This is a genomic window from Priestia sp. JNUCC 25 (assembly GCF_053667915.1).
Genome location: NZ_CM132211.1, coordinates 1974582 through 1995729, shown reverse-complemented (window position 1 = coordinate 1995729; position 21148 = coordinate 1974582). Strand labels below are relative to the sequence as shown.

Annotated in this window: 28 protein-coding genes; 8 read left to right on the top strand and 20 right to left on the bottom strand. The window is 38.0% G+C overall.

All coding sequences use genetic code 11. From position 1 onward, the window contains the following. The first annotated feature begins 223 nt into the window (after positions 1-223). Complete coding sequence (locus JNUCC25_RS10085) at positions 224-1090, top strand: polysaccharide deacetylase family protein (RefSeq protein WP_454223242.1); 867 nt, start codon at positions 224-226, stop codon at positions 1088-1090. 30 nt (positions 1091-1120) lie between these two features. Here JNUCC25_RS10085 and JNUCC25_RS10080 read toward each other — a convergent pair whose 3' ends face one another. The 6 genes from JNUCC25_RS10080 to JNUCC25_RS10055 all read right to left on the bottom strand — a co-directional run bounded on the left by JNUCC25_RS10080 (position 1121) and on the right by JNUCC25_RS10055 (position 7986). After that, positions 1121-2245, bottom strand: coding sequence for a conserved virulence factor C family protein (locus JNUCC25_RS10080; RefSeq protein WP_454223240.1), 1125 nt, complete (start codon positions 2243-2245; stop codon positions 1121-1123). 63 nt (positions 2246-2308) lie between these two features. Continuing rightward, the gene (locus JNUCC25_RS10075; protein WP_013056690.1) at positions 2309-4204 is read right to left on the bottom strand and encodes an ABC-F family ATP-binding cassette domain-containing protein; all 1896 of its coding nucleotides are present in this window, start codon (positions 4202-4204) and stop codon (positions 2309-2311) included. Beyond that, positions 4185-4838 (bottom strand): HD domain-containing protein, encoded by a 654-nt coding sequence (locus JNUCC25_RS10070; RefSeq protein WP_013056689.1) that lies wholly within the window; start codon positions 4836-4838, stop codon positions 4185-4187. The genes JNUCC25_RS10075 and JNUCC25_RS10070 overlap by 20 nt, the downstream gene beginning before the upstream one ends. 124 nt (positions 4839-4962) lie before the next feature. Then, positions 4963-5439, bottom strand: coding sequence for a glutathione peroxidase (locus tag JNUCC25_RS10065; protein ID WP_025752029.1), 477 nt, complete (start codon positions 5437-5439; stop codon positions 4963-4965). A gap of 61 nt (positions 5440-5500) precedes the next feature. Then, positions 5501-6019 carry a hypothetical protein gene (locus JNUCC25_RS10060; RefSeq protein ID WP_025752028.1) on the bottom strand — a complete coding sequence of 173 codons (519 nt, stop codon included), beginning with the start codon at positions 6017-6019 and terminating at the stop codon, positions 5501-5503. A 278-nt stretch (positions 6020-6297) separates the two neighbouring features. Beyond that, complete coding sequence (locus tag JNUCC25_RS10055; RefSeq protein WP_029321336.1) at positions 6298-7986, bottom strand: formate--tetrahydrofolate ligase; 1689 nt, start codon at positions 7984-7986, stop codon at positions 6298-6300. 352 nt (positions 7987-8338) lie between these two features. On the opposite strand from JNUCC25_RS10055, the gene metA reads away from it, so the two are divergent. Then, on the top strand, positions 8339-9250 hold the full coding sequence (gene metA, locus JNUCC25_RS10050; RefSeq protein WP_013056685.1) for a homoserine O-acetyltransferase MetA: 912 nt from the start codon (positions 8339-8341) through the stop codon (positions 9248-9250). A 214-nt stretch (positions 9251-9464) separates the two neighbouring features. Here the strand turns inward: metA and JNUCC25_RS10045 are convergent, their stop codons facing one another. Both JNUCC25_RS10045 and JNUCC25_RS10040 read right to left on the bottom strand, forming a co-directional pair. Then, positions 9465-9794, bottom strand: a complete 330-nt coding sequence (locus JNUCC25_RS10045; RefSeq protein ID WP_258198354.1) for a hypothetical protein — start codon at positions 9792-9794, stop codon at positions 9465-9467. Between the two features lie 84 nt (positions 9795-9878). After that, positions 9879-10181, bottom strand: coding sequence for a hypothetical protein (locus tag JNUCC25_RS10040; RefSeq protein ID WP_258198353.1), 303 nt, complete (start codon positions 10179-10181; stop codon positions 9879-9881). Between the two features lie 103 nt (positions 10182-10284). Here JNUCC25_RS10040 and JNUCC25_RS10035 point away from each other — a divergent pair, with 103 nt between their 5' ends. Next, the gene (locus tag JNUCC25_RS10035; RefSeq protein WP_025752024.1) at positions 10285-10530 is read left to right on the top strand and encodes a hypothetical protein; all 246 of its coding nucleotides are present in this window, start codon (positions 10285-10287) and stop codon (positions 10528-10530) included. Between the two features lie 10 nt (positions 10531-10540). Here the strand turns inward: JNUCC25_RS10035 and JNUCC25_RS10030 are convergent, their stop codons facing one another. The 5 genes from JNUCC25_RS10030 to JNUCC25_RS10010 form a co-directional block, all read right to left on the bottom strand. Beyond that, positions 10541-10738, bottom strand: coding sequence for a hypothetical protein (locus JNUCC25_RS10030; protein WP_029321332.1), 198 nt, complete (start codon positions 10736-10738; stop codon positions 10541-10543). Positions 10739-11083: 345 nt separating this feature from the next. Next, positions 11084-11335, bottom strand: a complete 252-nt coding sequence (locus tag JNUCC25_RS10025; RefSeq protein ID WP_034275938.1) for a hypothetical protein — start codon at positions 11333-11335, stop codon at positions 11084-11086. A 21-nt stretch (positions 11336-11356) separates the two neighbouring features. After that, on the bottom strand, positions 11357-11599 hold the full coding sequence (locus tag JNUCC25_RS10020) for a hypothetical protein (RefSeq protein WP_029321328.1): 243 nt from the start codon (positions 11597-11599) through the stop codon (positions 11357-11359). Positions 11600-11911: 312 nt separating this feature from the next. Beyond that, on the bottom strand, positions 11912-12100 hold the full coding sequence (locus tag JNUCC25_RS10015) for a hypothetical protein (protein WP_013056683.1): 189 nt from the start codon (positions 12098-12100) through the stop codon (positions 11912-11914). A gap of 84 nt (positions 12101-12184) precedes the next feature. Continuing rightward, a complete protein-coding gene (locus JNUCC25_RS10010) occupies positions 12185-12595 on the bottom strand; it encodes a hypothetical protein (protein ID WP_029321326.1) in 411 nt (136 codons plus the stop codon). 160 nt (positions 12596-12755) lie between these two features. Here JNUCC25_RS10010 and JNUCC25_RS10005 point away from each other — a divergent pair, with 160 nt between their 5' ends. Further along, the gene (locus JNUCC25_RS10005; protein ID WP_454223236.1) at positions 12756-13487 is read left to right on the top strand and encodes a polysaccharide deacetylase family protein; all 732 of its coding nucleotides are present in this window, start codon (positions 12756-12758) and stop codon (positions 13485-13487) included. 466 nt (positions 13488-13953) lie between these two features. Next, a complete protein-coding gene (locus JNUCC25_RS10000) occupies positions 13954-14118 on the top strand; it encodes a hypothetical protein (protein WP_013056680.1) in 165 nt (54 codons plus the stop codon). A gap of 123 nt (positions 14119-14241) precedes the next feature. Here the strand turns inward: JNUCC25_RS10000 and JNUCC25_RS09995 are convergent, their stop codons facing one another. Together JNUCC25_RS09995 and JNUCC25_RS09990 are read right to left on the bottom strand one after the other, a co-directional pair. Next, entirely contained in the window at positions 14242-14937 is a 696-nt protein-coding gene (locus JNUCC25_RS09995) for a peptidoglycan-binding protein (RefSeq protein ID WP_263033036.1), read from the bottom strand. A gap of 132 nt (positions 14938-15069) precedes the next feature. Further along, positions 15070-15819, bottom strand: a complete 750-nt coding sequence (locus JNUCC25_RS09990) for a Cof-type HAD-IIB family hydrolase (RefSeq protein WP_057273030.1) — start codon at positions 15817-15819, stop codon at positions 15070-15072. Positions 15820-16064: 245 nt separating this feature from the next. On the opposite strand from JNUCC25_RS09990, the gene JNUCC25_RS09985 reads away from it, so the two are divergent. Further along, complete coding sequence (locus JNUCC25_RS09985; RefSeq protein ID WP_029321314.1) at positions 16065-16907, top strand: sulfurtransferase; 843 nt, start codon at positions 16065-16067, stop codon at positions 16905-16907. Positions 16908-16982: 75 nt separating this feature from the next. On the opposite strand, the gene JNUCC25_RS09980 is transcribed toward JNUCC25_RS09985, so the two are convergent. From JNUCC25_RS09980 to JNUCC25_RS09965, 4 genes are all read right to left on the bottom strand, one after another. Beyond that, positions 16983-17627 carry a FusB/FusC family EF-G-binding protein gene (locus JNUCC25_RS09980; RefSeq protein ID WP_029321312.1) on the bottom strand — a complete coding sequence of 215 codons (645 nt, stop codon included), beginning with the start codon at positions 17625-17627 and terminating at the stop codon, positions 16983-16985. A gap of 135 nt (positions 17628-17762) precedes the next feature. Beyond that, entirely contained in the window at positions 17763-18032 is a 270-nt protein-coding gene (locus JNUCC25_RS09975; RefSeq protein WP_013056675.1) for a CD3324 family protein, read from the bottom strand. Between the two features lie 375 nt (positions 18033-18407). Further along, complete coding sequence (locus tag JNUCC25_RS09970) at positions 18408-18536, bottom strand: YuzL family protein (RefSeq protein WP_013056674.1); 129 nt, start codon at positions 18534-18536, stop codon at positions 18408-18410. Positions 18537-18601: 65 nt separating this feature from the next. Next, the gene (locus JNUCC25_RS09965; RefSeq protein ID WP_064471588.1) at positions 18602-19282 is read right to left on the bottom strand and encodes a class I SAM-dependent methyltransferase; all 681 of its coding nucleotides are present in this window, start codon (positions 19280-19282) and stop codon (positions 18602-18604) included. A gap of 104 nt (positions 19283-19386) precedes the next feature. Between JNUCC25_RS09965 and JNUCC25_RS09960 the strand changes: the two genes are divergently transcribed. Together JNUCC25_RS09960 and JNUCC25_RS09955 are read left to right on the top strand one after the other, a co-directional pair. Beyond that, on the top strand, positions 19387-19611 hold the full coding sequence (locus JNUCC25_RS09960) for a DUF3892 domain-containing protein (RefSeq protein WP_013056672.1): 225 nt from the start codon (positions 19387-19389) through the stop codon (positions 19609-19611). A 12-nt stretch (positions 19612-19623) separates the two neighbouring features. Beyond that, the gene (locus JNUCC25_RS09955; protein WP_013056671.1) at positions 19624-19770 is read left to right on the top strand and encodes a hypothetical protein; all 147 of its coding nucleotides are present in this window, start codon (positions 19624-19626) and stop codon (positions 19768-19770) included. 304 nt (positions 19771-20074) lie between these two features. Here the strand turns inward: JNUCC25_RS09955 and JNUCC25_RS09950 are convergent, their stop codons facing one another. Further along, positions 20075-20950 carry a helix-turn-helix domain-containing protein gene (locus tag JNUCC25_RS09950; protein ID WP_029321308.1) on the bottom strand — a complete coding sequence of 292 codons (876 nt, stop codon included), beginning with the start codon at positions 20948-20950 and terminating at the stop codon, positions 20075-20077. Between the last annotated feature and the right edge of the window lie 198 nt (positions 20951-21148).

Below are 21148 nucleotides of genomic sequence, written 5' to 3'. Positions count from 1 at the left end.
AATCATTCACGCTAAAAGCATACTATAAAAACCAGGAAAAATCTAGCTACTCACTCTTCAAATCCTTATCGTTGTCCCAATCTCATTTTTCATTTGACAAAAAAAGATTAAAACCGGGTCATATCATCTAATTTTTTTCCATAAAAATGTCGATTTTTACTATTAATATTCCATTTTTTGTACTATAGTAGTAAATAGTAGTTTAGTAGAAAGGATTTTCAAATTGAACCAGCGATTTAAGCCAAACAAACGATTTTATGCATTTTTGTCTTTAGTGTTAGTGATCGTCGCTTCTTTGTTTTTTATTACAGAAGTCAAAGGGAGTGAATCCGCTGCATCTCAGCAAGTCTTAGCATCTACTGATTTGCCGCTGAAAGAAGCTGCATCTTCAGTACAGCCTGAGAAGCTGCTTAATACACTTCACCATAATATGTATGTAGGAAATACGTTAAACGATCAAAATCAAGCTCTTACACAGCCTGTTTACCTTACGTTTGACGATGGCCCAACACCTGATACCCTTCACATTTTAGATGCTTTGCGTCAATATAACGTAAAAGCAACTTTCTTTATGTTAAAGCATCAAATTGAGGCTCACCCTGAAATTGCTAAAAAAGTAGCTCAGGAAGGACATGCTATCGGCTGTCACGGTGTCTCTCATGATATTCATGTCATGTATAGTGAAGATGGCGCAGCGTTAAAAGAAATGCAGGAGTGTCAAGCGACAGTTAAGAAAGTAACCGGTGTTGACAGTAAGTTAATCCGCGTTCCTTACGGCAGCGTTCCTTATTTAAAAGAGCCCCACCGTACAGAGTTGCTAAGCCACTTTAAATTATGGGACTGGAATGTAGACAGCGAAGACTGGGCACTTCGTTCTGCACCTAGAATTATTCAGGGCCTTGAACCTCATATTCAAGGGGTTAACTCCAATGGAAGAACACCAGTCATTTTATTTCATGATAAATCCTTTACGGCACAATCCCTTCCTGCTATTTTGACTTACTTAAAGCAGTCGGGCTATCAGCCTATTAAAATTGATAACACTATGCAGCCTATGCAGTTTCCAACTCCCGCTGCAAAACAGTCGTAAAAAAAGATCATTCAAGTGAATGATCTTTTTTTATGCTTTTCTGCTTTCCGTCATTTGTTTCCAAACAGAACCTTTTGCTTCTTCTCCGCCTTCGATACGTTCAATTGCTAGCTTGATTTGTAAATCTACCTCAAATTCTTTATCATTCTCTGCTGCTTTTAATGCAGGAAGAGCCGTCTCGTCCCCTACCTCGTATAAATACATAGCTGCACGCCAGCGAACAAGCTTGTTTTTATCACCAAGAGCTTCACACATTGCCGGAATACCTTCTTCAAAACCTAAATCTGACATGCAGTCTCCAGCAGTACGGCGCACAGTGACTGATTTATCTTTTAATGCTTTGTATAAATAAGGCAGTACCGCTTTTGATTCAATCATTCCTAAGTAGACCGTAGCTAAGCGGCGAATAGATGCTTTTTCATCATCAAGCGCTTTATTTAAAACTTCTAAATCAGCTTCTGTTGGATCCATTTGTTCTAAATGGGCATAGCGCACTGACCAATCGTTGTCTTCTAGCATTTCTTCTGTAACTTTATAGGTTTTACGCGGCTGTACAACTTTTCCGCCTTCTTTTTCTTCTTGTGCATTAGACACAAGGCGAGTTAATCTTTCTTGCGGATATGCTGCTGCTAACTCTTCCACTACTTCGTCTCCGATAGCCGATAACTCTCCATAACGAACGCCTTGTTCTTTCCATTTCCGTTCTAATACCACATTATCTGAAAAACGTTGAAGTTCTGCTACCGCTTTTGCAAATCGCTCGGGCAGACCAAAGCGCTTTTCTTCATTTCCGTCCGTTAGCTTGACTTGCATCGGTACATTTTTGAACATTTGAACTGACACATTGACCTCACCAAAATGCTCATTCATTTTGTGCTGTTCACTGTTGCTTTGCAAATCTTCACCAAACGCTGCACGAACTTGCGGCAAAATCTGCTTCCAGTCATATTTGGCATTTCGCTCTACTGCCAAGAAGTCCGCTACGTGGTAGACTCCTTTTACCCCTTCTACTTTCAAAATGTCTTGAACAACTTCAGGGGCTGCTTCAGCATTTTTTTCCGTATAGTTATTGCTTTTTCCGCCTGATAGCACTTCGTCTAAATTAATTTTCATTGTATTCGGACTTGGCGTTGGCTCAATTGATTTAATGTTCATGTCGTATCGTACTCCTCTCATTAAAATTGTAGCATGTGGCTTATACTCAGTCTAACGACTTGTTTACGCGTTTTCAATTTCTTCAATCAGCTCTGAAAGCTCTGCCCAGCGATCAAGCAGTGCACTTAATTCTTCATTTGCTTTTTCTTGTTCTAACGATAGGTTATGCGCTTTTGTATAATCGCTGCCCACCTGTTCAATTTCACTTGTTAAGCGTTCAATTTCTTCTTCTTTTGCTGCAATATTATCTTCGATTTCTTCCCATTCTTTTTGTTCTTTATACGTTAAACGACGCTTTTTCGTTTTCTCCGGCTGTTTTGGCTTTTCTTCTTTCACTTTAGCCTGCTGAACCATTGCCTGCTTCTTCATCGCTTCTTCCAATTGATCTGTATAAGCTCCAAAATAAATCGAAATGTTTCCTTCTCCTTCAAAAACTAGTAAGTAATCTGCTACTTTATCTAAGAAATAGCGATCATGCGATACGGTGATAACAACACCTGGAAATTCTTCGAGATAGTCTTCAAGCACCGTTAGCGTTTGAGTATCCAAATCATTAGTCGGCTCATCTAGAAGCAATACATTCGGCGATGTCATTAATAATTTCAACAAGTATAAACGACGGCGCTCTCCTCCGGACAACTTTTGAATCGGTGTTCCGTGCGTATGTGAAGGAAATAGAAATCTCTCAAGCATTTGCGAGGCAGAGATCATTTTCCCATCCGTCGTATGCACAACTTCTGCCGATTCTTTAATATAATCAAGCATGCGTTGATTCAAGTCCATATCATCGCTTTCTTGGGTATAGTAAGCAACTTTAACCGTTTGTCCTCTGTCAATTTCACCGCTGTCCGGCTCAATTCGTCCTGCAATCATATTCAAAAGAGTAGACTTTCCGCTTCCATTTTTTCCTACAATTCCAATTCGATCTTGTTTTTTCACGATGTGCGTAAAGTCTGAAAGAATGATTTTATTTTCATACGTCTTAGACACATCTTTTAATTCAAACACTTTTTTCCCAAGGCGACTGCCTGCTAAACTTAAATCCAGTGATTCTTTTTCAGAGGAATCGATTTTCCCTTCTAATTCATCAAATCGCTGAATACGCGCTTTTTGCTTAGTCGTACGCGCTTTTGCTCCTCTGCGAATCCAAGCCAATTCATTGCGGTATAAGTTGCTTAATTTTGCTTGAGTTGCTTTTTCCTGCTCTTCTCGAATCGCTTTTCCTTCTAGAAAAGCAGCATAGTTTCCTTTATAGCTATATAAATTTCCACCGTCTAATTCAAAAATTCGGTTTGTAACAGCATCCAAGAAATAGCGATCATGAGTAACAAGCAGCACAGCTCCTTGATATTTGGATAAATATTCTTCGAGCCATTTAACGGTCTCATAATCTAAGTGGTTAGTCGGCTCATCTAAGATCAGTAAATCAGGTGTTTGAATTAGACTTTGCGCAATGGAGACGCGCTTTTTCTGTCCACCTGAAAGCTCACCGATTTTTGCACTCATATTTGAAATTCCAAGCTTCGTTAAAATCGACTGTGCGTTAGAATTGGCTTCCCACGCGTTCATCGCATCCATTTTCTGCTGCAAATCATACAATGTTTGCTGATTTTTTTCGTTTGCAGAGTCTTGCTCTAACGCATACAGAGCTAGCTCATAGTTTTTTAATAAGTTAAGAAGAGGCGTATCTCCGCTGAAAACTTGCTCCAAAACCGTTAAGTCTTCATCAAAATCCGGATGCTGCGGTAAATATGTCACGCTGTAGTCTTTAGCATGAACAATATCTCCTTCGTCCCCGAGCTCTAAACCCGCGATAATTTTAAGAAGCGTTGATTTCCCTGTTCCGTTTACACCGATTAAGCCGATTCGCTCATTTTCCGTAATGGTAAATGTTAGTTGATGAAACAGCTCTTTTTCTCCATACGTTTTTGTTAAGTTTTCAACAGTCAGCATTTTCATAATGATAATTCCACTCTTTCTTAAATTGAACTAAAAATTCTTTCATATATGTATGTCGCTCTTGCGCTAGAGACCGTGCTGTTTGAGTATTCATTAACGCAGTGAGCTTTAATAACTTTTCATAAAAATGTGCAATAGCCGTTGATTTCCCGTGTCTGTATTCTTCTTCCGTCATCTCACTTCGTACAGCAATGTTTTCATCATACAAAACCGTGCCTTTAGCACCTGCGTACATAAACGTACGTGCGATACCAATTGCACCGATCGCATCTAAACGATCTGCATCTTGAACAATTTGACCTTCAAGCGTAGCCATAGCCGGACGGTTTCCGCCTTTAAATGACATCGTTTGTAAAATGTGAACGATATGCTTGCAGTTCTCTTCTTCTACCTGCTGACTCTTCAGCCACTCCCGCACTTCTTCGTACGCCTTTTCAACATCTTCCACTAGCTTATCATCTACAACATCGTGTAAAAGCGCAGCTAGTTCGATAACTTCCCGATTGCCGCCTTCTTTTTTATATAAAAGCACTGCATTTCGACGCACGCGATCGATATGCTGCCAGTCATGACCCGTTGTGTCATGCGCAAGCTTTGCTTGAACCCACTTTTCCGTTTCCACTATTTTATTCATTTGCTCACCTCAATTATATCCACCATTATTTTAGCACAAAGTAAGGCGCTCGTCTCACTGACAGCGGATCACCGTTTGAAAATCCTCGCTGAAAAATAAAAAACAGATGGAGATCCACCTGCTTTTACAGCAATTCTTTTATATCTTTTTGAATATCTTTTGGTGCAGTTTGAGGTGCGTATCGCTTCACGACTTCACCTTGACGATTCACTAAAAACTTTGTGAAATTCCACTTTATCCCTTTGGAACCTAGTAGACCCGGTGCTTGTTCTGTTAAGTATGTAAATAACGGGTGTGCATGCTCCCCTTTTACATCTACTTTTGCAAACATCGGAAACGAAACGCCATAGTTTAACTCGCAAAATTGTTCAATATCATTTGAACTTCCTGGCTCTTGACCACCGAACTGATTGCAAGGAAAACCTAGAACCGTTAGGCCGTTTTCTTTTTCTTCTTCGTACAGCGCCTGCAAATCTTTATATTGAGGGGTGAAGCCGCATTTGCTAGCTGTATTCACAATCAACAGCACGTCACCTTGATAGTTAGATAGCGATACGTCTTCGTCTTTAATTGTTTTTGCCGAGTATTCATACACGCTCATCAAAACGCCTCCTTTTCCCTATTGTAATTCACTTTATTTCGGAAGTACAACTGAAACGCTCTTATGATTTGTCGTAAAGAACCTTTAGCTGATCAGTCGTTTGCAGCATGTAATCAATCATCTCGATTAAATCTCCTACTTGGTCTTCGTAAATAAATCGGTTAAAGGTTACCTCAATATTGTTTTCGTATTCACTTCCTCCGACTTCATGAGTAATACGCTGCTTAACAACTCTTGTTGTTCCCCAGATCCTCTCACACATTTCCTGTATGTTTTGAAACTCAGCTTCTTCAAACGGTTTTTGTTTTTTCAGCTGAAAATGAATATAAACTGTACACCCTGGTTTTTCTACACGGGAAGGCGTTAATTCGGCATGAATGTTGTCTAAGTCGGTTGATAAAGTTAGCGACGCGGTACAGCAAAAATGCTGTTGAAAAGAAATGCGGTACGTTCGAGTAAACTGAGCTAAGTCTACAAAATCTTCGCGATTCGTAACAGATACTTGCCCAGATAAGTCAAGATCATAGATCTCTCCTTCTACAACAACTTTTAAATTATCAAATACAATCGGATCAAACATTTCAACTACTTCCTTTTTTATAAAATACGAACAGTCAGCTCTTCTTCTTTCTTGCCAAATTAATTCATAACATACCTGTTATTTTATTTTATATTGCAAGAAAGAGATTGAGACACAACTAAGTCCACCCAATCTACATCTAGAAGCCACTACACCCATGAAACTTATTTTTACCATAACTATGAAAAAATCCGAACGAGTTTGATTCTTCATCAAGAATCTTGCTTCATCGTTCGGATTTTCCTTCAACTAAAATACTCTTACCCTAGCCTCTTCTCTTAAAAAATCCCTAGTGCATGTCCATTCTCGTCAATATCCATATTGAGCGCAGCAGGTTTTTTTGGAAGTCCAGGCATTGTCATAATTGAACCTGTTAGCGCCACGAGAAACCCAGCTCCGAGTGAAGGACGGAATTCCCTTACCGTAATCTTAAAATCAGTTGGTCGCCCAAGCTTCGTCTGATCATCACTTAACGAATACTGCGTTTTGGCCATACAGATCGGCAGATGATCCCAACCGTTTGCTTCAAATTGCTGTATTTGCTTTAACGCTTTTGGAGCAAAATCTACGCCTTTTGCTCCGTATACGGTTTTAGCAATAGCTTCTACTTTTTCTGGAATCGAAGCTGACACATCGTAAAGAGGAGAAAATTGACTTTCTGTCTCGTTCATGACTTCAAGAAGTTTTTCAGCAAGCATGACGCCGCCTTCTCCGCCTTTTTCCCAAACTTCTGTTAAAGCAACGGGAACATTCTTTGAAGTACACCAATTCATAAGCGCTTCTACTTCGCCTTTTGAATCCGTTACAAAACGGTTCACGGCTACAACATAAGGAACGCCGAATGCTTGAATCGTTTCAATATGCTTTTCAAGGTTTTCAATTCCCGCTTCTAATGCCTCAATGTTTTCTTCATTTAACCGCTCTTTAGGAACGCCTCCATGCATTTTCAGAGCGCGAATTGTCGCAACGATTACCACCGTTTCTGGTTTAATATCTGCCATACGAGCTTTAATATTTAGGAATTTTTCTGCGCCTAAATCTGCCCCGAATCCCGCTTCTGTTACTACATAGTCGCCTAGTTTTGCAGCCATTTTTGTTGCAATGACGCTATTGCAGCCGTGGGCAATATTAGCAAAAGGACCTCCGTGAATGAGAGCTGGAGTATGTTCCAACGTCTGTACAAGGTTTGGTTTAATCGCGTCTTTTAAAAGAAGAGTAAGCGCTCCTTGTGCACCTAAGTCTGCAACCGTTACAGGCTCATTATCCATGTTGTAAGCTACCACAATAGACGCTAAGCGACGTTTTAAGTCTTGTAAATCTGACGCTAAGCAGAAAATAGCCATAATTTCTGATGCCACCGTAATATCAAATCCATCTTCTCGAGGAACACCTTGCATCGGACCACCTAATCCAATGACAACCTGACGCAACGCGCGGTCGTTTAAATCAACCACTCGTTTCCACGTGATTTTACGTGTATCAATGCGCAGTTCATTGCCTTGATGTATATGGTTATCCAAAATAGCGGCCAGCGCGTTGTTAGCTGTTGTGATGGCATGCAAGTCTCCAGTAAAGTGCAAGTTAATATCCTCCATTGGAAGCACTTGAGCATAACCGCCTCCAGCGGCACCTCCTTTAATTCCCATTACCGGACCAAGAGATGGTTCACGCATGGCGACAATCGCTTTTTTACCTAATCTATGTAATGCCTGAGCTAAGCCAACCGTCACTGTCGACTTCCCTTCTCCTGCTGGAGTTGGATTAATAGCTGTAACTAAAATCACTTTTCCATCTTGTTTTGTGTGTAAACGTTCCATAACGGACAAAGAAAGCTTGGCTTTATAATGTCCATACGGCTCTAACTCGGCCTCTAAAATATCTAGCTGCTCGGCAATCTCTTTAATCGGTTTAATCGTTGCCTCTTGTGCAATTTGCAAATCACTTTTTATTTGCTTCTTAGTTGTCATATAAAAACCCCTTTTCTGCTGAGAATTCTTTTTAAACACTTCATCAAAAAAGGATAAAATCCGTTTTCTGGGGGAGATATGAAGTTTAATGAATACAGGAACGACTGCTCTATAAATTTTACTGAGTTTCAGTCACGCTAAAAAAGCATAGCAACGCTCCAGTTTAACCTTATTGTACCATTTCATTTTAGCCATTACGCATATTAATGCTCTTTTTTTTTCAAAATTCAATTGCTTAATATTCTGTATATTCCTATAATAGTATATTGTACATAAATGTTGAACCTCATCTTCACGTGAGAAAGAACATTTATACGCGTCATTACTTCGAAATCGAATAGGAGGAATTTTATTGCCTATTAATATTCCACGTGATCTTCCGGCAAAAGAAATTTTAGAAAAAGAGAGAATTTTCATCATGGACGACGTGCGCGCGGTTAACCAAGAAATTCGCCCGCTTAATATTGTTATCCTAAACTTAATGCCGGAAAAAGAAAAAGCTGAAACGCAATTATTACGTTTACTCGGGAACTCACCGCTGCAAGTGCATATTACACTTCTTTACACAGCAAGCCATAAAGCAAAAACAACGAGTAAAAATCACCTAGATCAGTTTTATAAAACGTTTGAACAAATTAAAGAACGAAAATATGACGGAATGATTATTACAGGAGCACCTGTAGAACATATACCATTTGAAGAAGTAAACTACTGGAAAGAACTTCAAGAAATTATGGATTGGTGTAAAACAAATGTGACTTCTACCCTTCATATCTGTTGGGGAGCTCAAGCCGGACTTTATCATCACTTTGGCATTGACAAGCGACCTCTTTCTGATAAATGCACGGGTGTATTTACACATGTTGTATCGAGTGAAGAACCGATTAAGCTGCTGCGAGGATTTGATGATGTCTTTTATTCTCCTCATTCTCGTCACACCGACGTCGACATGAATGAAGTAAAAAACCATCCTGACCTTGAGCTTCTTTCCTACTCTGAGGAAGCTGGTGTTTATATGGCGATGTCTAAAGACGAAAAGTTTGTTTTCGTTACAGGACACCCAGAATACGACGTTCAAACACTGCAGGAAGAATTTCTTCGAGATACAGAAAAAGGGCTAGAGCCAAAGCTTCCGGAACACTATTTCCCAAACAATGATCCTGACAAAAACCCTTTAAAAACATGGCGTTCTCATGCCAACCTGCTGTTTATGAATTGGTTGAACTATTATGTTTACCAAGAGACTCCATATCTGTGGGAATGAAAGAACCGATCTGTCCCAGTGTTCAATTAAATTACGCATGCTCTTTTTTATGTTAAAACTGCAGCAAATGAGAAATAAAATAGAAAACCTGCTGCTCGTTTAGAGAAGCAGGTTTTCTATTACTAATTCTTCTTTATTCCGCAATTAAAGCTTTCTTTCAGAAATTCAGCATCAACAACACTGCTTTTGAGATCCAACATTCACATACTATTGCTCATTCCCCCTTTTCATCTTCATTTAGTTTTGTTTCATCCATTTCCTTTTTTTGTTCTTCTATCATTGTGTCCAGCCATTGGGGCGGCTTACCGTCTTGGCTTTCATTGTATACTTCTGATATATCTTTTTCTTCCAAAGAGGATAAGATGTCCTGAATGTCATTTTGGTTGCCTAAAATATTGCCAAATCCTTGACTCACTTTTTTATGACTTCTGAAGTTTGTCGGAAAATTATTGCCAAAATTCACAGCTGAAGCATCTTCAATTGTGCCAATGTGGATGTCACCTATGCTAAAAGCTGATTCTAGAGCTTGATCAGGCTCCCCCATTTCTTCCGTATGGGTTAGTGTATAAGGGACACTTCTTTCATTAATTTTAACTGATATTTCAGAAGGACCCTTTTCTTTATTATTCTAACTACCCGATTTTCGACTGACATCAGATTCATTTGTTGTTTTTTTACTTTTCTTTCCCGGCACTTGATATTGATTCGTTTGCGAAGGAAAAGTATTACCAATATTCAAAGTTCCACTAAGTTCCTTTACATCAATGTGCTCTAAATAATAAGACAGTTCGTCCAAGTTTAGTGTTTGAACGTTCTTTATATCTAAATGAAAAGAATGGACCGTTTTTTTTGAAAGTTCATTCATGTTTTTTTCTAAATCTGTAAGCCTTTTTTCAATGTTTTGGAGTATATTCAGCACCTTTTCATCCATAGAGTTTGACCCCTTATTTGATTTAACACTTTTAGCCCATCTACAACATATAATAGTGTATTAGATGACTTCTATTAATGTCTCATATGTATCGGGAGGAATTATGAAAATACATCTTCGTTCTCCTCAGATCGTTTTTGATGATCTCACCGTAAATGCGGTTAAAAACAACGCAGGAGTTTTTATAGGGAAGAATGTGCAACAAAATTGGGAAACTACGATCAGCAGCAGTAATTCAGGTTTCGGCACAATTTTGGGAGATGATAATCAACTATCCTATAACACACATCTTGTTCTTGGTGAAGATGATGTAAATGATTCTTTTGAACAGGTCAGAAAGGAGGATTGACTCTACGTTTTTATTCATCATTCTTTTTAGGGATTTTCGCAATGGTGGTATTATTTAAAATTTTATTAGAATTACCAACTACTTTTCCGAAACCATCAGAAATTCGACTTTTATGATTCCACTTATATTGAATATTAACGCCGTAAAATAGGCCTGAACTATTTTGAATTTTGTTTACTTTAATCGAATGATAGTGAATATTAGCCATAGACAACACCTCACAGACAGAAGTTTGCTTCATCTGATTCAATATAAAACTGAAAATACATTATCTTATGTTTAAATTCTTATCTATTTACCTCAAATTGAATGTCTCTTTAACCATTTGAGCTTTTACGTCTTTTCTATGATACTTACTCCGTTTACGATAAAAGTATTCCTGTCATTACCTTTTAGTCTATGTTAATAGCTGCGATTACACCCTAAAATAAGCTAGCAAAAAACCATCTGTATAAAAGATGGTTTAACTCTATTACTAATCTATTCTCGCCACTCTAACAGAATAATTAATAGAGTGCTTAAACGGGTATTTGCGGAACCCGTTTTTCCTCATTTAACTTTGTGTAACAGGGGCGTTGTTGACATCTATATTTTCAGAAAAATAGGAATCAACGACGTCATTATCGTTAATGATATTTACAATTTGAGAGGCAAAGTTGTTATAGCCGATTATTTCACCAAACCCCGTATTACTTTTCCAATTTACTTGCCAATCTGATTGAGTATTTTCCCCTGTGAAAATACCAGAATTAGTAGAAATATACGTAACATTAAGATTAGTAAATTTTATAATTAACTTTTTCAACTTCTTTCGTCTTCTGTTTTCCTAGAACTGAGAAACTGGTTGAGGATTAATATTTTCCGGCTGGGTAATTGGCGTGTCACAAACATCCTGATCATTAATGATATTCGTACTGCCCAATATAGCTGAATTTACAGCAAATCCGTTTCCTAAGTTAAATTTACCTTGGGAATTCCAATCTGGCTGGCTATTTTGTCCCGAAGCAATTACTGAATTGGAAACCATGCTCACCACATTTATTTGGTTAAAAATGACGGAAACAGGCATTAGTCCATTCCTCCGTTTTTTAAAAATTTTAATGTAGTATATGCGTTCTTTTAAAGGATGGTTCAATCGATTTTCTGCAGTTACAAATGTTAGTCATTTCTACAGCCACTAATTTTAAATGTTCTTCTCATAAGCCGTTTTGCACTACCCCTAATTAGCAAGCGTGAAATGGGGAATTTCTCGATTATCTTGGCTAAAAAAAGTATTTAGTCATCGTTTCTTTTTTGTACACAGCTATGTTTTTCTCTTTAATTCGCATTTAGAACATAGTTTTACTAAAAAATAAAACACAATCTTTTAAGAGATTGTGTTTTATAGCTCTTTAATATATTCAATGACAGAGTCTGGAAATTCATTTCGACTTCCGCAATTTCCACAGTAAAATCCGCTATATTCGTCTGTCGCAACGTACTGTCTTAAAAGAAACAATGTTAACCTGTTTGGGAGACCGCATTCTGTGCAAAACGCCAAGTACTTGCTGCGCTGTCTGTTTGCTGACATACGTTTCATCCTTTCGATTAACTATAGAAAGCGTTTTCTTATTTATATGGAGCTTTCTTATCAGTTTATGACAGCAATTACGGCCTATCTCCAATTATTGTCGCGGCGAGAAGAGCGAAAAAAGCGCAGAATTAAATTAATGACAAGCACAATAGCCAAAATATTAATTAATAACCCAAAAATCCCGCCCAGTGCCCCCATATGACCAAGCAAACCTCCAAATAAAAGTCCTGCTAGCCCTCCATACAGAAGTCCACGGGCGAATCCCCCGCGGTTTGAACGAGTAACGCCTCGATTTACCGTTCCATTTCTGCGGTTTGAAAAATTAGACCTTGGCTCATTTTGTCTAACGCTCGGCTGTCTATTAAACGAACGCTTTCCCGAACGATACGACCTTGCACTTGCGTTATAGTCATCGTGATAGGAAATATATTCAGCTAAGGGAGATAAACTTAGCGAAAAGATTAATGCTACAGCGATCAGTATTTTTTTCATCTGTTTTTTCCTTTCTTGACCTAATAGTAACTGTTTATTATAGTGCGCTGTTTCATGCATATCATACGTTTTGGAACAAAAGGGCAATTCAGCTTCATACAAATTTTTTAATCGGGTATCATAACGTTATACTTTGTCCTAGAAAGGAGCGTGCATGTACATGATACGAAGAATTAGTATACTGCTTCTCACACTGTGCTTCTTATTTAATGGAGCCCTTCCTGCACTATGTAAAGCGGAACAAGTAAAAAATATAGCTGTGCGTGACCGTTTGCTTTATCAAGGTAATAACCACCTAAAGCAAACCGCCCTAACATTTGATGATGGACCGGATCCGCGCTTTACTCCACATGTATTGGATCAATTGAAAAAGCATGGTATTAAAGCAACCTTTTTTCTTATTGGGGCAAAAGCTCACGAACATCCTGAACTGGTGAAAAGAATGGTAGCTGAAGGTCATGCTGTTGGGATTCATACCTATTGGCACCCCAATTTACTAAAAGAATCGACTGAAAAGTTTCACTGGGAAATTGCCAAAACTCAGGCTATTATTAAAAACATTACCAGTTTTGAAACACAGCTGTTTCGTCCTCCATATGGAAATTTAACGCAAGAAATGATCAGCGAGCTGCCAAATGAAAATGTCTATGCGATTAACTGGTCTTCTGATTCATTAGACTGGAAGCAAATCCCAGAAGCAGAAATCACCAAGAATGTATTTAAGAACATGCATGCCGGAACAATTGTTTTGATGCACGACGGAGGCCATTGGACCATGGACCTTTCCAACACCGCAAAGTCGCTGGATACCATCATTCCTAGACTTAAACAAGAAGGATATCATTTTGTGACCGTCCCAGAACTTTTGCACATCCCTTATCCAAAAAATTAAGCTCCAACGAGTTTCTGATTTAGAAACTCGTTGGAGCTTTACGATTTCCCTTAATAGAAAGTAAATATGCCCCTCCTACAAAAAGAGCGTGTCAAAAGATCTAATTCAAATCCATCTTAAAACTCAAACATATGCCTTATTTCTTCAAAATGTTATCATACTAAAGATACAAAATAAGGCATTCTTTTTTTGTTCCATCGCTCTACAATAGAGGGAATTTACGGATAACCTCTAAAATAGGTTTTAAGTTGCATGATTAGGAGTAAATATTATACTATAACTACTCTCATATTTTTAGACAAGCTGCATATAGATAAAATGAGAGAGTCGAACGCATTCCACATATCCCTAAATTTCTTCTTCTCACAAAAAAATTGACGAACTTTTTTTGTCAACAGGTGCGTATAGATATGATAGAATTCCTATATAATGACCTGGATTCATTTCTAAACAAGGAGTTTTGACTATGATTAATGAACAAGAGACGTTGTTATTTATTAAAGAACTTGGCCGCTTGTTGAAAGACTATCAAAACTGTTCAAACGCCTCTGTAAAAAGTGAAATATATAAAGATATCGTGTTGTTGAGCAATGTTATCCAGTTAGATCACGTGAACGTTTCTTACGCTTAGAAAATCCTTTTTATTTCTTTATAAATTTCAGTTTTTCTACTATAACTACAGAAAAGGAAGAAAAGAGACGATTTCCATCCATCTCTTTTCTTCCTTTTCTCGTTCTCATATTTTTATGGTTATTTAGAACATAGTTTTATTAAAATTTCTATAGAGTTTTTCGAGTGTCTTCGGTCCAACTATTCCATCTACCTGCAGATAAAGTGCTTGTTGAAAAGCTTTTACCGCTTTGAGAGTGGAAGACCCGAATATACCGTCTGCTCCTCCAGAAAGAGAATAACCTAAGTGAATAAGCATACGTTGAATTAACTGTACATGATTTCCTCGATCTCCGTATTCAATTAGCACTCTTGAAGCCTTTTCCGTCTGTTTCTCAGGTTTTTTTCCACTTCGAAGCTCCGACAAAGATAAACCGAATGTATATTGAAAATGAGGGTAATCTTTTAAGCTTGTCCAATCTCCTCCCCATTCCAACCCGATCCTTTTTCCTATCTCTCCCGCTTTGTTCCATCTTCGATCAATGGTCCAGTCAACTTCTCCGTTGTCATCAAGCAGCGCAATATCAAAAGCTAGTCCATAATTATGATAAGAATAGCCGCCTTTAGCATTAGTCACGATACTTCCTGGTGTTGTTCGGCCTTTTGAATATAGTTTATGCTGCTGCTCTATCGATCTAAATCCTTCAGTTATCACAACAAATATGCTTTCTTTATATGCTTGCCTAATGAGCTCGTACGATTTTTCTTGCACTATTTCATGTACATTCTGCAACTTATTTTCTGCTTTTTTTAACAGCTTGTCTAATGATAAACCGCTCATACTCCCCACTCCTTAACTAGATGGCTTCTCCTTATATATACGTATAAGACGAACTCTAAGGGAGGCATCCAGTATCAGTTTATGCGGGAAGTAGTTAAATGGTGCAACAGTGCCTGCTGTGTAGAGCTGCTGTTATTTCAGCACCCAGTGGCTGATAGCCTTCGCTACTCCGTTATTGACATTTGTATCTGTCACCCAGTCCGCTGCTTCTTTTACAGCTTCCTGAGCATTTCCCATGGCGATTCCACAACCTGCCGCTTCAATCATAGCCATATCATTTAAGCTGTCTCCCATTGCAATGACTTCATCCATTGAAATGCCCAAACGTTCACATACCGTCATAATCCCTTTTGCTTTGTTAATACCAAGTGCATTAATTTCTAGATTCGTTAAACTAGAGTTGCTGATTTCAAAATCTGAAATGCCTGCTATTTGTTTCAGCACTTCTTCTCGTAAAGCATCATCTGGAATATCGTAGCCAAACTTCAGCCATTCCTGTGAAGCAATATCTTCTGGAAATTCATCTCTCCATACTTTATCCGTAGTCACCGCCCAAAAGTTAAGCTTATGCTCTTGCGTTAAATTCCACATTTTCTCAATGTGTGAAGCATCAATTAACTTTCGTTCTACAAGCTGTCCAGATTCATCCCAGATTTCGCTTCCGTTTACTGTAATAAGGTAAGAAGACAGCTCAAGAGATTGCGCGTATTCACGGCATGTTAAAAGAGAGCGTCCCGTACTTAGCACCACATGAACACCTTGTTCTTGAGCTTTAGCAATGGCCTCACGATTTTCTTTAGAAATTTCCTGCTGATTGTTCAGCAGCGTTCCATCCATATCTAGTGCAATCAGTTTAAATTCTTTTTTTTCATTTGTTGGCATCTTTCTCTCTCCTTCTTATGAATAGTAGATATAACATTACGCTGAACATTTGGCTTACACTATGTAACTCTTACTACAACTGTAGCACAGGAGCATTTCCCTCTGCATTAGATAAGTGCTGAAATGGTCAATTATTCTACGGGGAATAATTGAAGGAAAATAAAATAGCTTTGCCGTAATTTATATTTAACGCTTTTTATTTTTATTTATTTCAACTAGAATGTTGGTAAAAGGATGTGAATATTATGAATACTATTATTTCACCACGCGAATTACATACTGCATTGCAACAACCCCAACAATCCATTATTTTGCTTGACTGCCGATTTACCCTTGGAAAGCCTGAGGCAGGCTCAGATGCTTATCAAAATGAGCACCTCCCGGATGCTCATTATTTGGATTTAGAAAAAGATTTGTCCTCTGTGGCTACTTCCCACGGAGGCAGACATCCCCTGCCCGATGTTCAAAAGCTAGCTCAGAAGCTCGGCAGCTTAGGAATTAATGCTGATTCCAGAGTCGTCGTTTATGATGAACAAAACGGGATGATGGCTTCAAGAGCATGGTGGCTACTGCGATATATAGGAATTGAATACGTACAAATTTTAAATGGAGGTTTTACTAACTGGAAACAATCGGGATATGAAACAACTAAGAGCGTTCCAGCAGCTTCTCCTCAAACTTTTGTACCTTTCGTTCAACAAGATTGGGGACTTGCAGGAGTTGAATACGTAAAAGAGAATCTTCATAACCCTAATGTTGTTCTTGTCGACTCTCGTGAAAAAAAGAGATATCTCGGCTTAGAAGAACCCATTGATTTTGTAGCAGGACATATTCCAGGCGCCATTCATTCTTTTTGGCAAGATGTGTTAACTTCAGAAGGTTTATGGAAAACAGATAAAGAGTGGAAGGAGATGTTTTCTGCTATTGATTCTCACGCTGAAATCATTGTATACTGCGGATCGGGTGTATCTGCTTGCCCTAACGTTTTAGCTTTAAAATCAGCAGGTTTTCCAAATGTAAAATTATATGCCGGCAGCTGGAGCGATTGGATTAGCTATCGTGACAATCCAATCGAGAAAAACAGATAGACAAAGAAGGCTCAGTCTCACCAAAAGTATAGGGACTGAACCTTCTTTTTTTGTATTCTTCTTATTAGCCGCATGTTATTTGCTGAGCCTTAACATAAAATCATGAAGCCGCTCTAAGGTAAGCAAATTTTGATTACATGCTTCGCTATCTTGACAAATATAATTTCCTCGTTGTGTAAATGTCCCTTGAACAGTTCCTTTGATTTCAGCAGTGAACATACCGACTTCCTCGTAGCTGTGGCAAAGCGTGCATATTCCTTTCTGATTTATAGGCTTAAACGTTCCTTGAATACCTTTTAACTTCTGGGTATACGGCTCCTGCGCTACGATAAACTTTCTGTTTGAGCCTTTATCGATCCAGCTAACATAGGAAATGCTCGTTAGATCAACGCTATCAGCAGAAGGGACTTTTAACTTTTTCACTTTTGGAAACAACTTTTTCACGCCAGCTTCTGTAAAAGATTTAAATGGAATCACGTAAGGCTTTATCGTTTCTAAAAACACCTCTGCTTGCTCCTTATTTCTAACTTCAGCAACTGACAGCAGTAATTCTTCCTGTTCCTCGCTAAGAACATCAAACACATTTAATACTTTTTCTTTTGCAAGAGCTTTTAAAGCCTGCAGCACATCAGAATTGTTTACTGTTCCATGCCCATTGATAAGGATTTGCGTTTGGCTTTTGATAAAGTTATATTGATCATTTCTTATAAACGCTTCCACGTTCTTCACTCCTTCTTCATTTAATCAGCTACTTTTTACTTTACCGTACAGATTCCTTTTATGAAATGTAAAAAATAAATCAGAAATAAACTATACCTAAAAAAGCGCGGGCATTCAGTTGCCAGCGCTTGATTTCTATCGTTGCTTTTTATATACAATTTTTTTGATGGTTTCGGTTGATAAAAAGTATTCACGGGCTAGTTCCTCAATTGAAGTTCCTTTTTCAAAGAAATTCTTAATCCGTTCGTTTCGCTCGTCAATCAACTTTCTTCCACCAGAGCAAGTTCCCCATTTTCTTTTTGCCTTCTGCGGCTTTGGAATATAAATGGTTTCTCCTTGAATATATTTTTGAATTTCACTAATCAGCTCTTCAGGTAAAACATTTGTTGCTTTTACATACGTCATTTCTGCCAGCTCCTTATGTGGTTTTGCTCATACAATAAGGGGCAAAGCCGTATATATTAGAAATGAGATATGCGCGGTTAGGCGATGTCTATTACTAAACCGTCCACCCCATGCAAAGTATCGCCTTTCTAATATCAGGCTTTGCATGAGACGCTGCAGTATCCGGTAAACATCTTTTATTTACCATTTATTACACCTCCACTTTACATCGACTGTAAACCAAACTTGTATAAAATTACAATTATTGGCTCAGATTTTATTATAAGCTATCTATAATCTTGCACACAACACCTTCTTACTTATAAAGATGACACCAAAAATAAAACGAACTTGCAGTGAGCTCGTTGTTCTCCCTGCAAGTTCGTTTTATTTTTGTTATGAACGCTTCTGCTTTTTGTTAGCTGAACTGCTTTGAACACCTTGTTCAGAAGTGGTCGTCCCTTGTCCTTCTACATTTGGTGAACCTAGCTCTGATTTTGAGCGGTCTTTTTTAATTTTACTCATGTCACTCACCTCCAGTTTGTAGTGTACCCTTTGTACAGCTACATATAAGGAGAGGTGTGCTGTTTTTATTGTTTCTTGAGCATAAATAGCCATAGAAACGTTAAAGCTTGCTTTAATTCATTTGGGAGCTGTCCAATCAGCTTATCAGTAACATTTCGCTTATATACACCTTCGCCATCGATTACTTCCCATCCATTTTCTTTTGCAAGCTGTTCAAACTCCCACGGCATCATCGTATTGCAAATGACGTGTTCACCATATAATCGTCGAAAGCTAGTGGTACGAGGCTGAGCAGTTGGTCCAAGAATACCTACGCATGCATATCCTCCTGGTTTTACAACTCGGTACAATTCCTTCAGAGCTAATCGAGGATGCTCGGTCCATTCTAGGGCGTTGATTACCATAACCCCTTCTACTGATTCAGAAGAAAGCGGCAGCGTCATAATATCAGCTTGAGCGAACGACAAATTTTCACTTTTATGCAGCTGGGATGCTTTTTGAATCATTTCTTCCGATAAATCAAGACCGATTGCTTTATATCCAGAAGCAGCTAGAAGAGACGTTCCAAACCCATCACCGCAGCCCACGTCTGCCACCATACCACCTGATTTAAGATGTTTTTGAATAAATGGAATCACTGTTTTCCGACTTCCGTTTTTCCACATTTCTTCACTTCGGCTATTCCAAAATGATACTTTTTGGTTCCACTCGTCTTGAGCTTGATCATGCCAATTAAATGTTGTCATTTTTTATCCCCTTTGTACTCTTTTCTTTACCTTATCACTTTTTGCAATGAATAAAAACGACTATTTCAGCAACCATATAGATGTAAAGGAAGGTGTTTATTTGTATGAAAGAACGTTTCGTTGCAGTACGTAAAAATGCAGACGGTGACCTCTTAGAATTCCAAACAGCTTCAGGAGACGTTTTAACCTATGAAGAAGCATTAAAGAAAGTAGAAGCAGGGGACGTTGAGCATGTGAGTACCTTTGTAGGGAAAGATGGCGGTACGTATATTCGCAGCATTCCTGATCATGACAAAACAAATAATCTCGATGCATTGCCATCGTTTTAAAGGAGAATGAAGATGACTAAAAAGAATAACAAAGGAAGCGCTAATCAAAGTAATCCAAAAACGCAGCACCATCTTGTAGAAATGGGTGAAGAAATTTCAAGCGGGGATAATTCAAAAGGAAACAAACGCAACAAAGATCAGTCAAGTAAAACACAATAAAAAAAGCCGTGCTTCTTAGCACGGCTTTTTCTTATTAATGTTGGCTAGGAAGACCTAATGTTGAAAAATCTCCTGTTGCTACGCTTGTTCCAACTGACGCAACACCTGCTACTAATGTAAACGCTAATGCCATACCGACTAATACTTTTTTCATAATTATTTCCTCCTCTTTCTTTGATTTGACTCTAGTGTATCACAGGATAAAAGTAGATGAATTCCTTTCTATCAGCATTTATCCCCTTAAAACCACGGATTTCCTCCATTTTGATAGAAATTTCTCAAAAATTATAATGATAGGAATATTTTAAACAAATAGAGCTTCAAGTTCTTTTTCTACTAGCTTGACGAATCGCTCATTTCGTTGCAGGGTGAAAATGGTCATAGACTTTTCCATATATTCTTTACCTTGTTCAATTTTACCTAATTTGATTAAGCTCTCTCCTGCTTGGTAATGAAGTTCTCCAAATAAATACATTGATTCATTACTAATGCACAAATCAATTCCTCGGTTGCTATATATTAATGATTCATCATAGTTACTCATATCTCCAAGCGTTTTGGCAAGTGCATTTAAAATTCTAATTTTTATATTTTCGTCTTTTGTTTGGGGCAGCTCATTTAAGCTTTTGAGTGCTGTTTGATATGTATCTAGAGCCTGTTCATACTCTTTCTCTTCATAAAGAATAATCCCAATGCTATTTAAAATTTCAATTTCTCTTTCCTTATAAAACGTTGCCGATTGCTTAGTAAGATCGATCGCTTGGTACATTTTAGACAGCGCATCTTCTTTGTTGTGATGAATGTAATACACGCAAATACCTTCGTGCCACATTAAAAATTGCTTGTTCAGCGGGTTTTGAAACAGGGGACTTTCTTTTTCTTTTACAATGATATTATGAATAGCATCATAATCTCTCTGACGAATATATTGACGAATTAACGATTGAACCGCATCTACGTAATCAAGTCGAGGTGATTCTACACTATCAAAAAAGTAGTTAACATCTACGCCAAGGCGCTTAGAAATTTTATAGAGGGTAATGCTTGATGGATATTCTTCACCGTTTTCAATTTTGCTGATTTGCGCTTGTGTACAAATGTCTCTTGATAATTCTTGTTGTGTCAACCCTGCCATTTTGCGAAGGTCTCTCATAACACTCCCAATTCTATACTCTCTCATCTCTTTTCTCACCCTTACTTTCACATAATATATTCTCTCTATAAACATATAGTGATTTTATTTAGATAGTCAACTGTAAACTCGTTAAAAATTTATACAATGTTTCGAAATTGACCATTCCCTATAATAGCAAATTAATCTATAATAGTAAAATAGTGTATTATTTCTCTTCTCTAAAAAATCCTGCAAAAAAATAAT

Excerpts from the sequence above, each read along its gene's own strand:
- JNUCC25_RS09965 (WP_064471588.1), bottom strand. The coding sequence starts at position 19,282 with ATGACAACATTTAATTGGCATGATCAAGCTCAAGACGAGTGGAACCAA.
- JNUCC25_RS09995 (WP_263033036.1), bottom strand. The coding sequence starts at position 14,937 with ATGAGCGGTTTATCATTAGACAAGCTGTTAAAAAAAGCAGAAAATAAG.
- JNUCC25_RS09985 (WP_029321314.1), top strand. The coding sequence starts at position 16,065 with ATGAATACTATTATTTCACCACGCGAATTACATACTGCATTGCAACAA.
- JNUCC25_RS10055 (WP_029321336.1), bottom strand. The coding sequence starts at position 7,986 with ATGACAACTAAGAAGCAAATAAAAAGTGATTTGCAAATTGCACAAGAG.
- JNUCC25_RS10000 (WP_013056680.1), top strand. The coding sequence starts at position 13,954 with ATGATTAATGAACAAGAGACGTTGTTATTTATTAAAGAACTTGGCCGC.
- JNUCC25_RS10070 (WP_013056689.1), bottom strand. The coding sequence starts at position 4,838 with ATGAATAAAATAGTGGAAACGGAAAAGTGGGTTCAAGCAAAGCTTGCG.
- JNUCC25_RS09960 (WP_013056672.1), top strand. The coding sequence starts at position 19,387 with ATGAAAGAACGTTTCGTTGCAGTACGTAAAAATGCAGACGGTGACCTC.
- JNUCC25_RS10075 (WP_013056690.1), bottom strand. The coding sequence starts at position 4,204 with ATGAAAATGCTGACTGTTGAAAACTTAACAAAAACGTATGGAGAAAAA.
- JNUCC25_RS10080 (WP_454223240.1), bottom strand. The coding sequence starts at position 2,245 with ATGAACATTAAATCAATTGAGCCAACGCCAAGTCCGAATACAATGAAA.
- JNUCC25_RS09950 (WP_029321308.1), bottom strand. The coding sequence starts at position 20,950 with ATGAGAGAGTATAGAATTGGGAGTGTTATGAGAGACCTTCGCAAAATG.
- JNUCC25_RS10065 (WP_025752029.1), bottom strand. The coding sequence starts at position 5,439 with ATGAGCGTGTATGAATACTCGGCAAAAACAATTAAAGACGAAGACGTA.
- JNUCC25_RS10045 (WP_258198354.1), bottom strand. The coding sequence starts at position 9,794 with ATGGGGGAGCCTGATCAAGCTCTAGAATCAGCTTTTAGCATAGGTGAC.
- JNUCC25_RS10015 (WP_013056683.1), bottom strand. The coding sequence starts at position 12,100 with ATGTCAGCAAACAGACAGCGCAGCAAGTACTTGGCGTTTTGCACAGAA.
- JNUCC25_RS10060 (WP_025752028.1), bottom strand. The coding sequence starts at position 6,019 with ATGTTTGATCCGATTGTATTTGATAATTTAAAAGTTGTTGTAGAAGGA.
- JNUCC25_RS10020 (WP_029321328.1), bottom strand. The coding sequence starts at position 11,599 with ATGCCTGTTTCCGTCATTTTTAACCAAATAAATGTGGTGAGCATGGTT.
- JNUCC25_RS10035 (WP_025752024.1), top strand. The coding sequence starts at position 10,285 with ATGAAAATACATCTTCGTTCTCCTCAGATCGTTTTTGATGATCTCACC.
- JNUCC25_RS09970 (WP_013056674.1), bottom strand. The coding sequence starts at position 18,536 with ATGAGTAAAATTAAAAAAGACCGCTCAAAATCAGAGCTAGGTTCACCA.
- JNUCC25_RS10040 (WP_258198353.1), bottom strand. The coding sequence starts at position 10,181 with ATGGATGAAAAGGTGCTGAATATACTCCAAAACATTGAAAAAAGGCTT.
- JNUCC25_RS10030 (WP_029321332.1), bottom strand. The coding sequence starts at position 10,738 with ATGGCTAATATTCACTATCATTCGATTAAAGTAAACAAAATTCAAAAT.
- JNUCC25_RS09975 (WP_013056675.1), bottom strand. The coding sequence starts at position 18,032 with ATGACGTATGTAAAAGCAACAAATGTTTTACCTGAAGAGCTGATTAGT.
- JNUCC25_RS09955 (WP_013056671.1), top strand. The coding sequence starts at position 19,624 with ATGACTAAAAAGAATAACAAAGGAAGCGCTAATCAAAGTAATCCAAAA.
- JNUCC25_RS09990 (WP_057273030.1), bottom strand. The coding sequence starts at position 15,819 with ATGCCAACAAATGAAAAAAAAGAATTTAAACTGATTGCACTAGATATG.
- JNUCC25_RS10010 (WP_029321326.1), bottom strand. The coding sequence starts at position 12,595 with ATGAAAAAAATACTGATCGCTGTAGCATTAATCTTTTCGCTAAGTTTA.
- JNUCC25_RS10005 (WP_454223236.1), top strand. The coding sequence starts at position 12,756 with ATGATACGAAGAATTAGTATACTGCTTCTCACACTGTGCTTCTTATTT.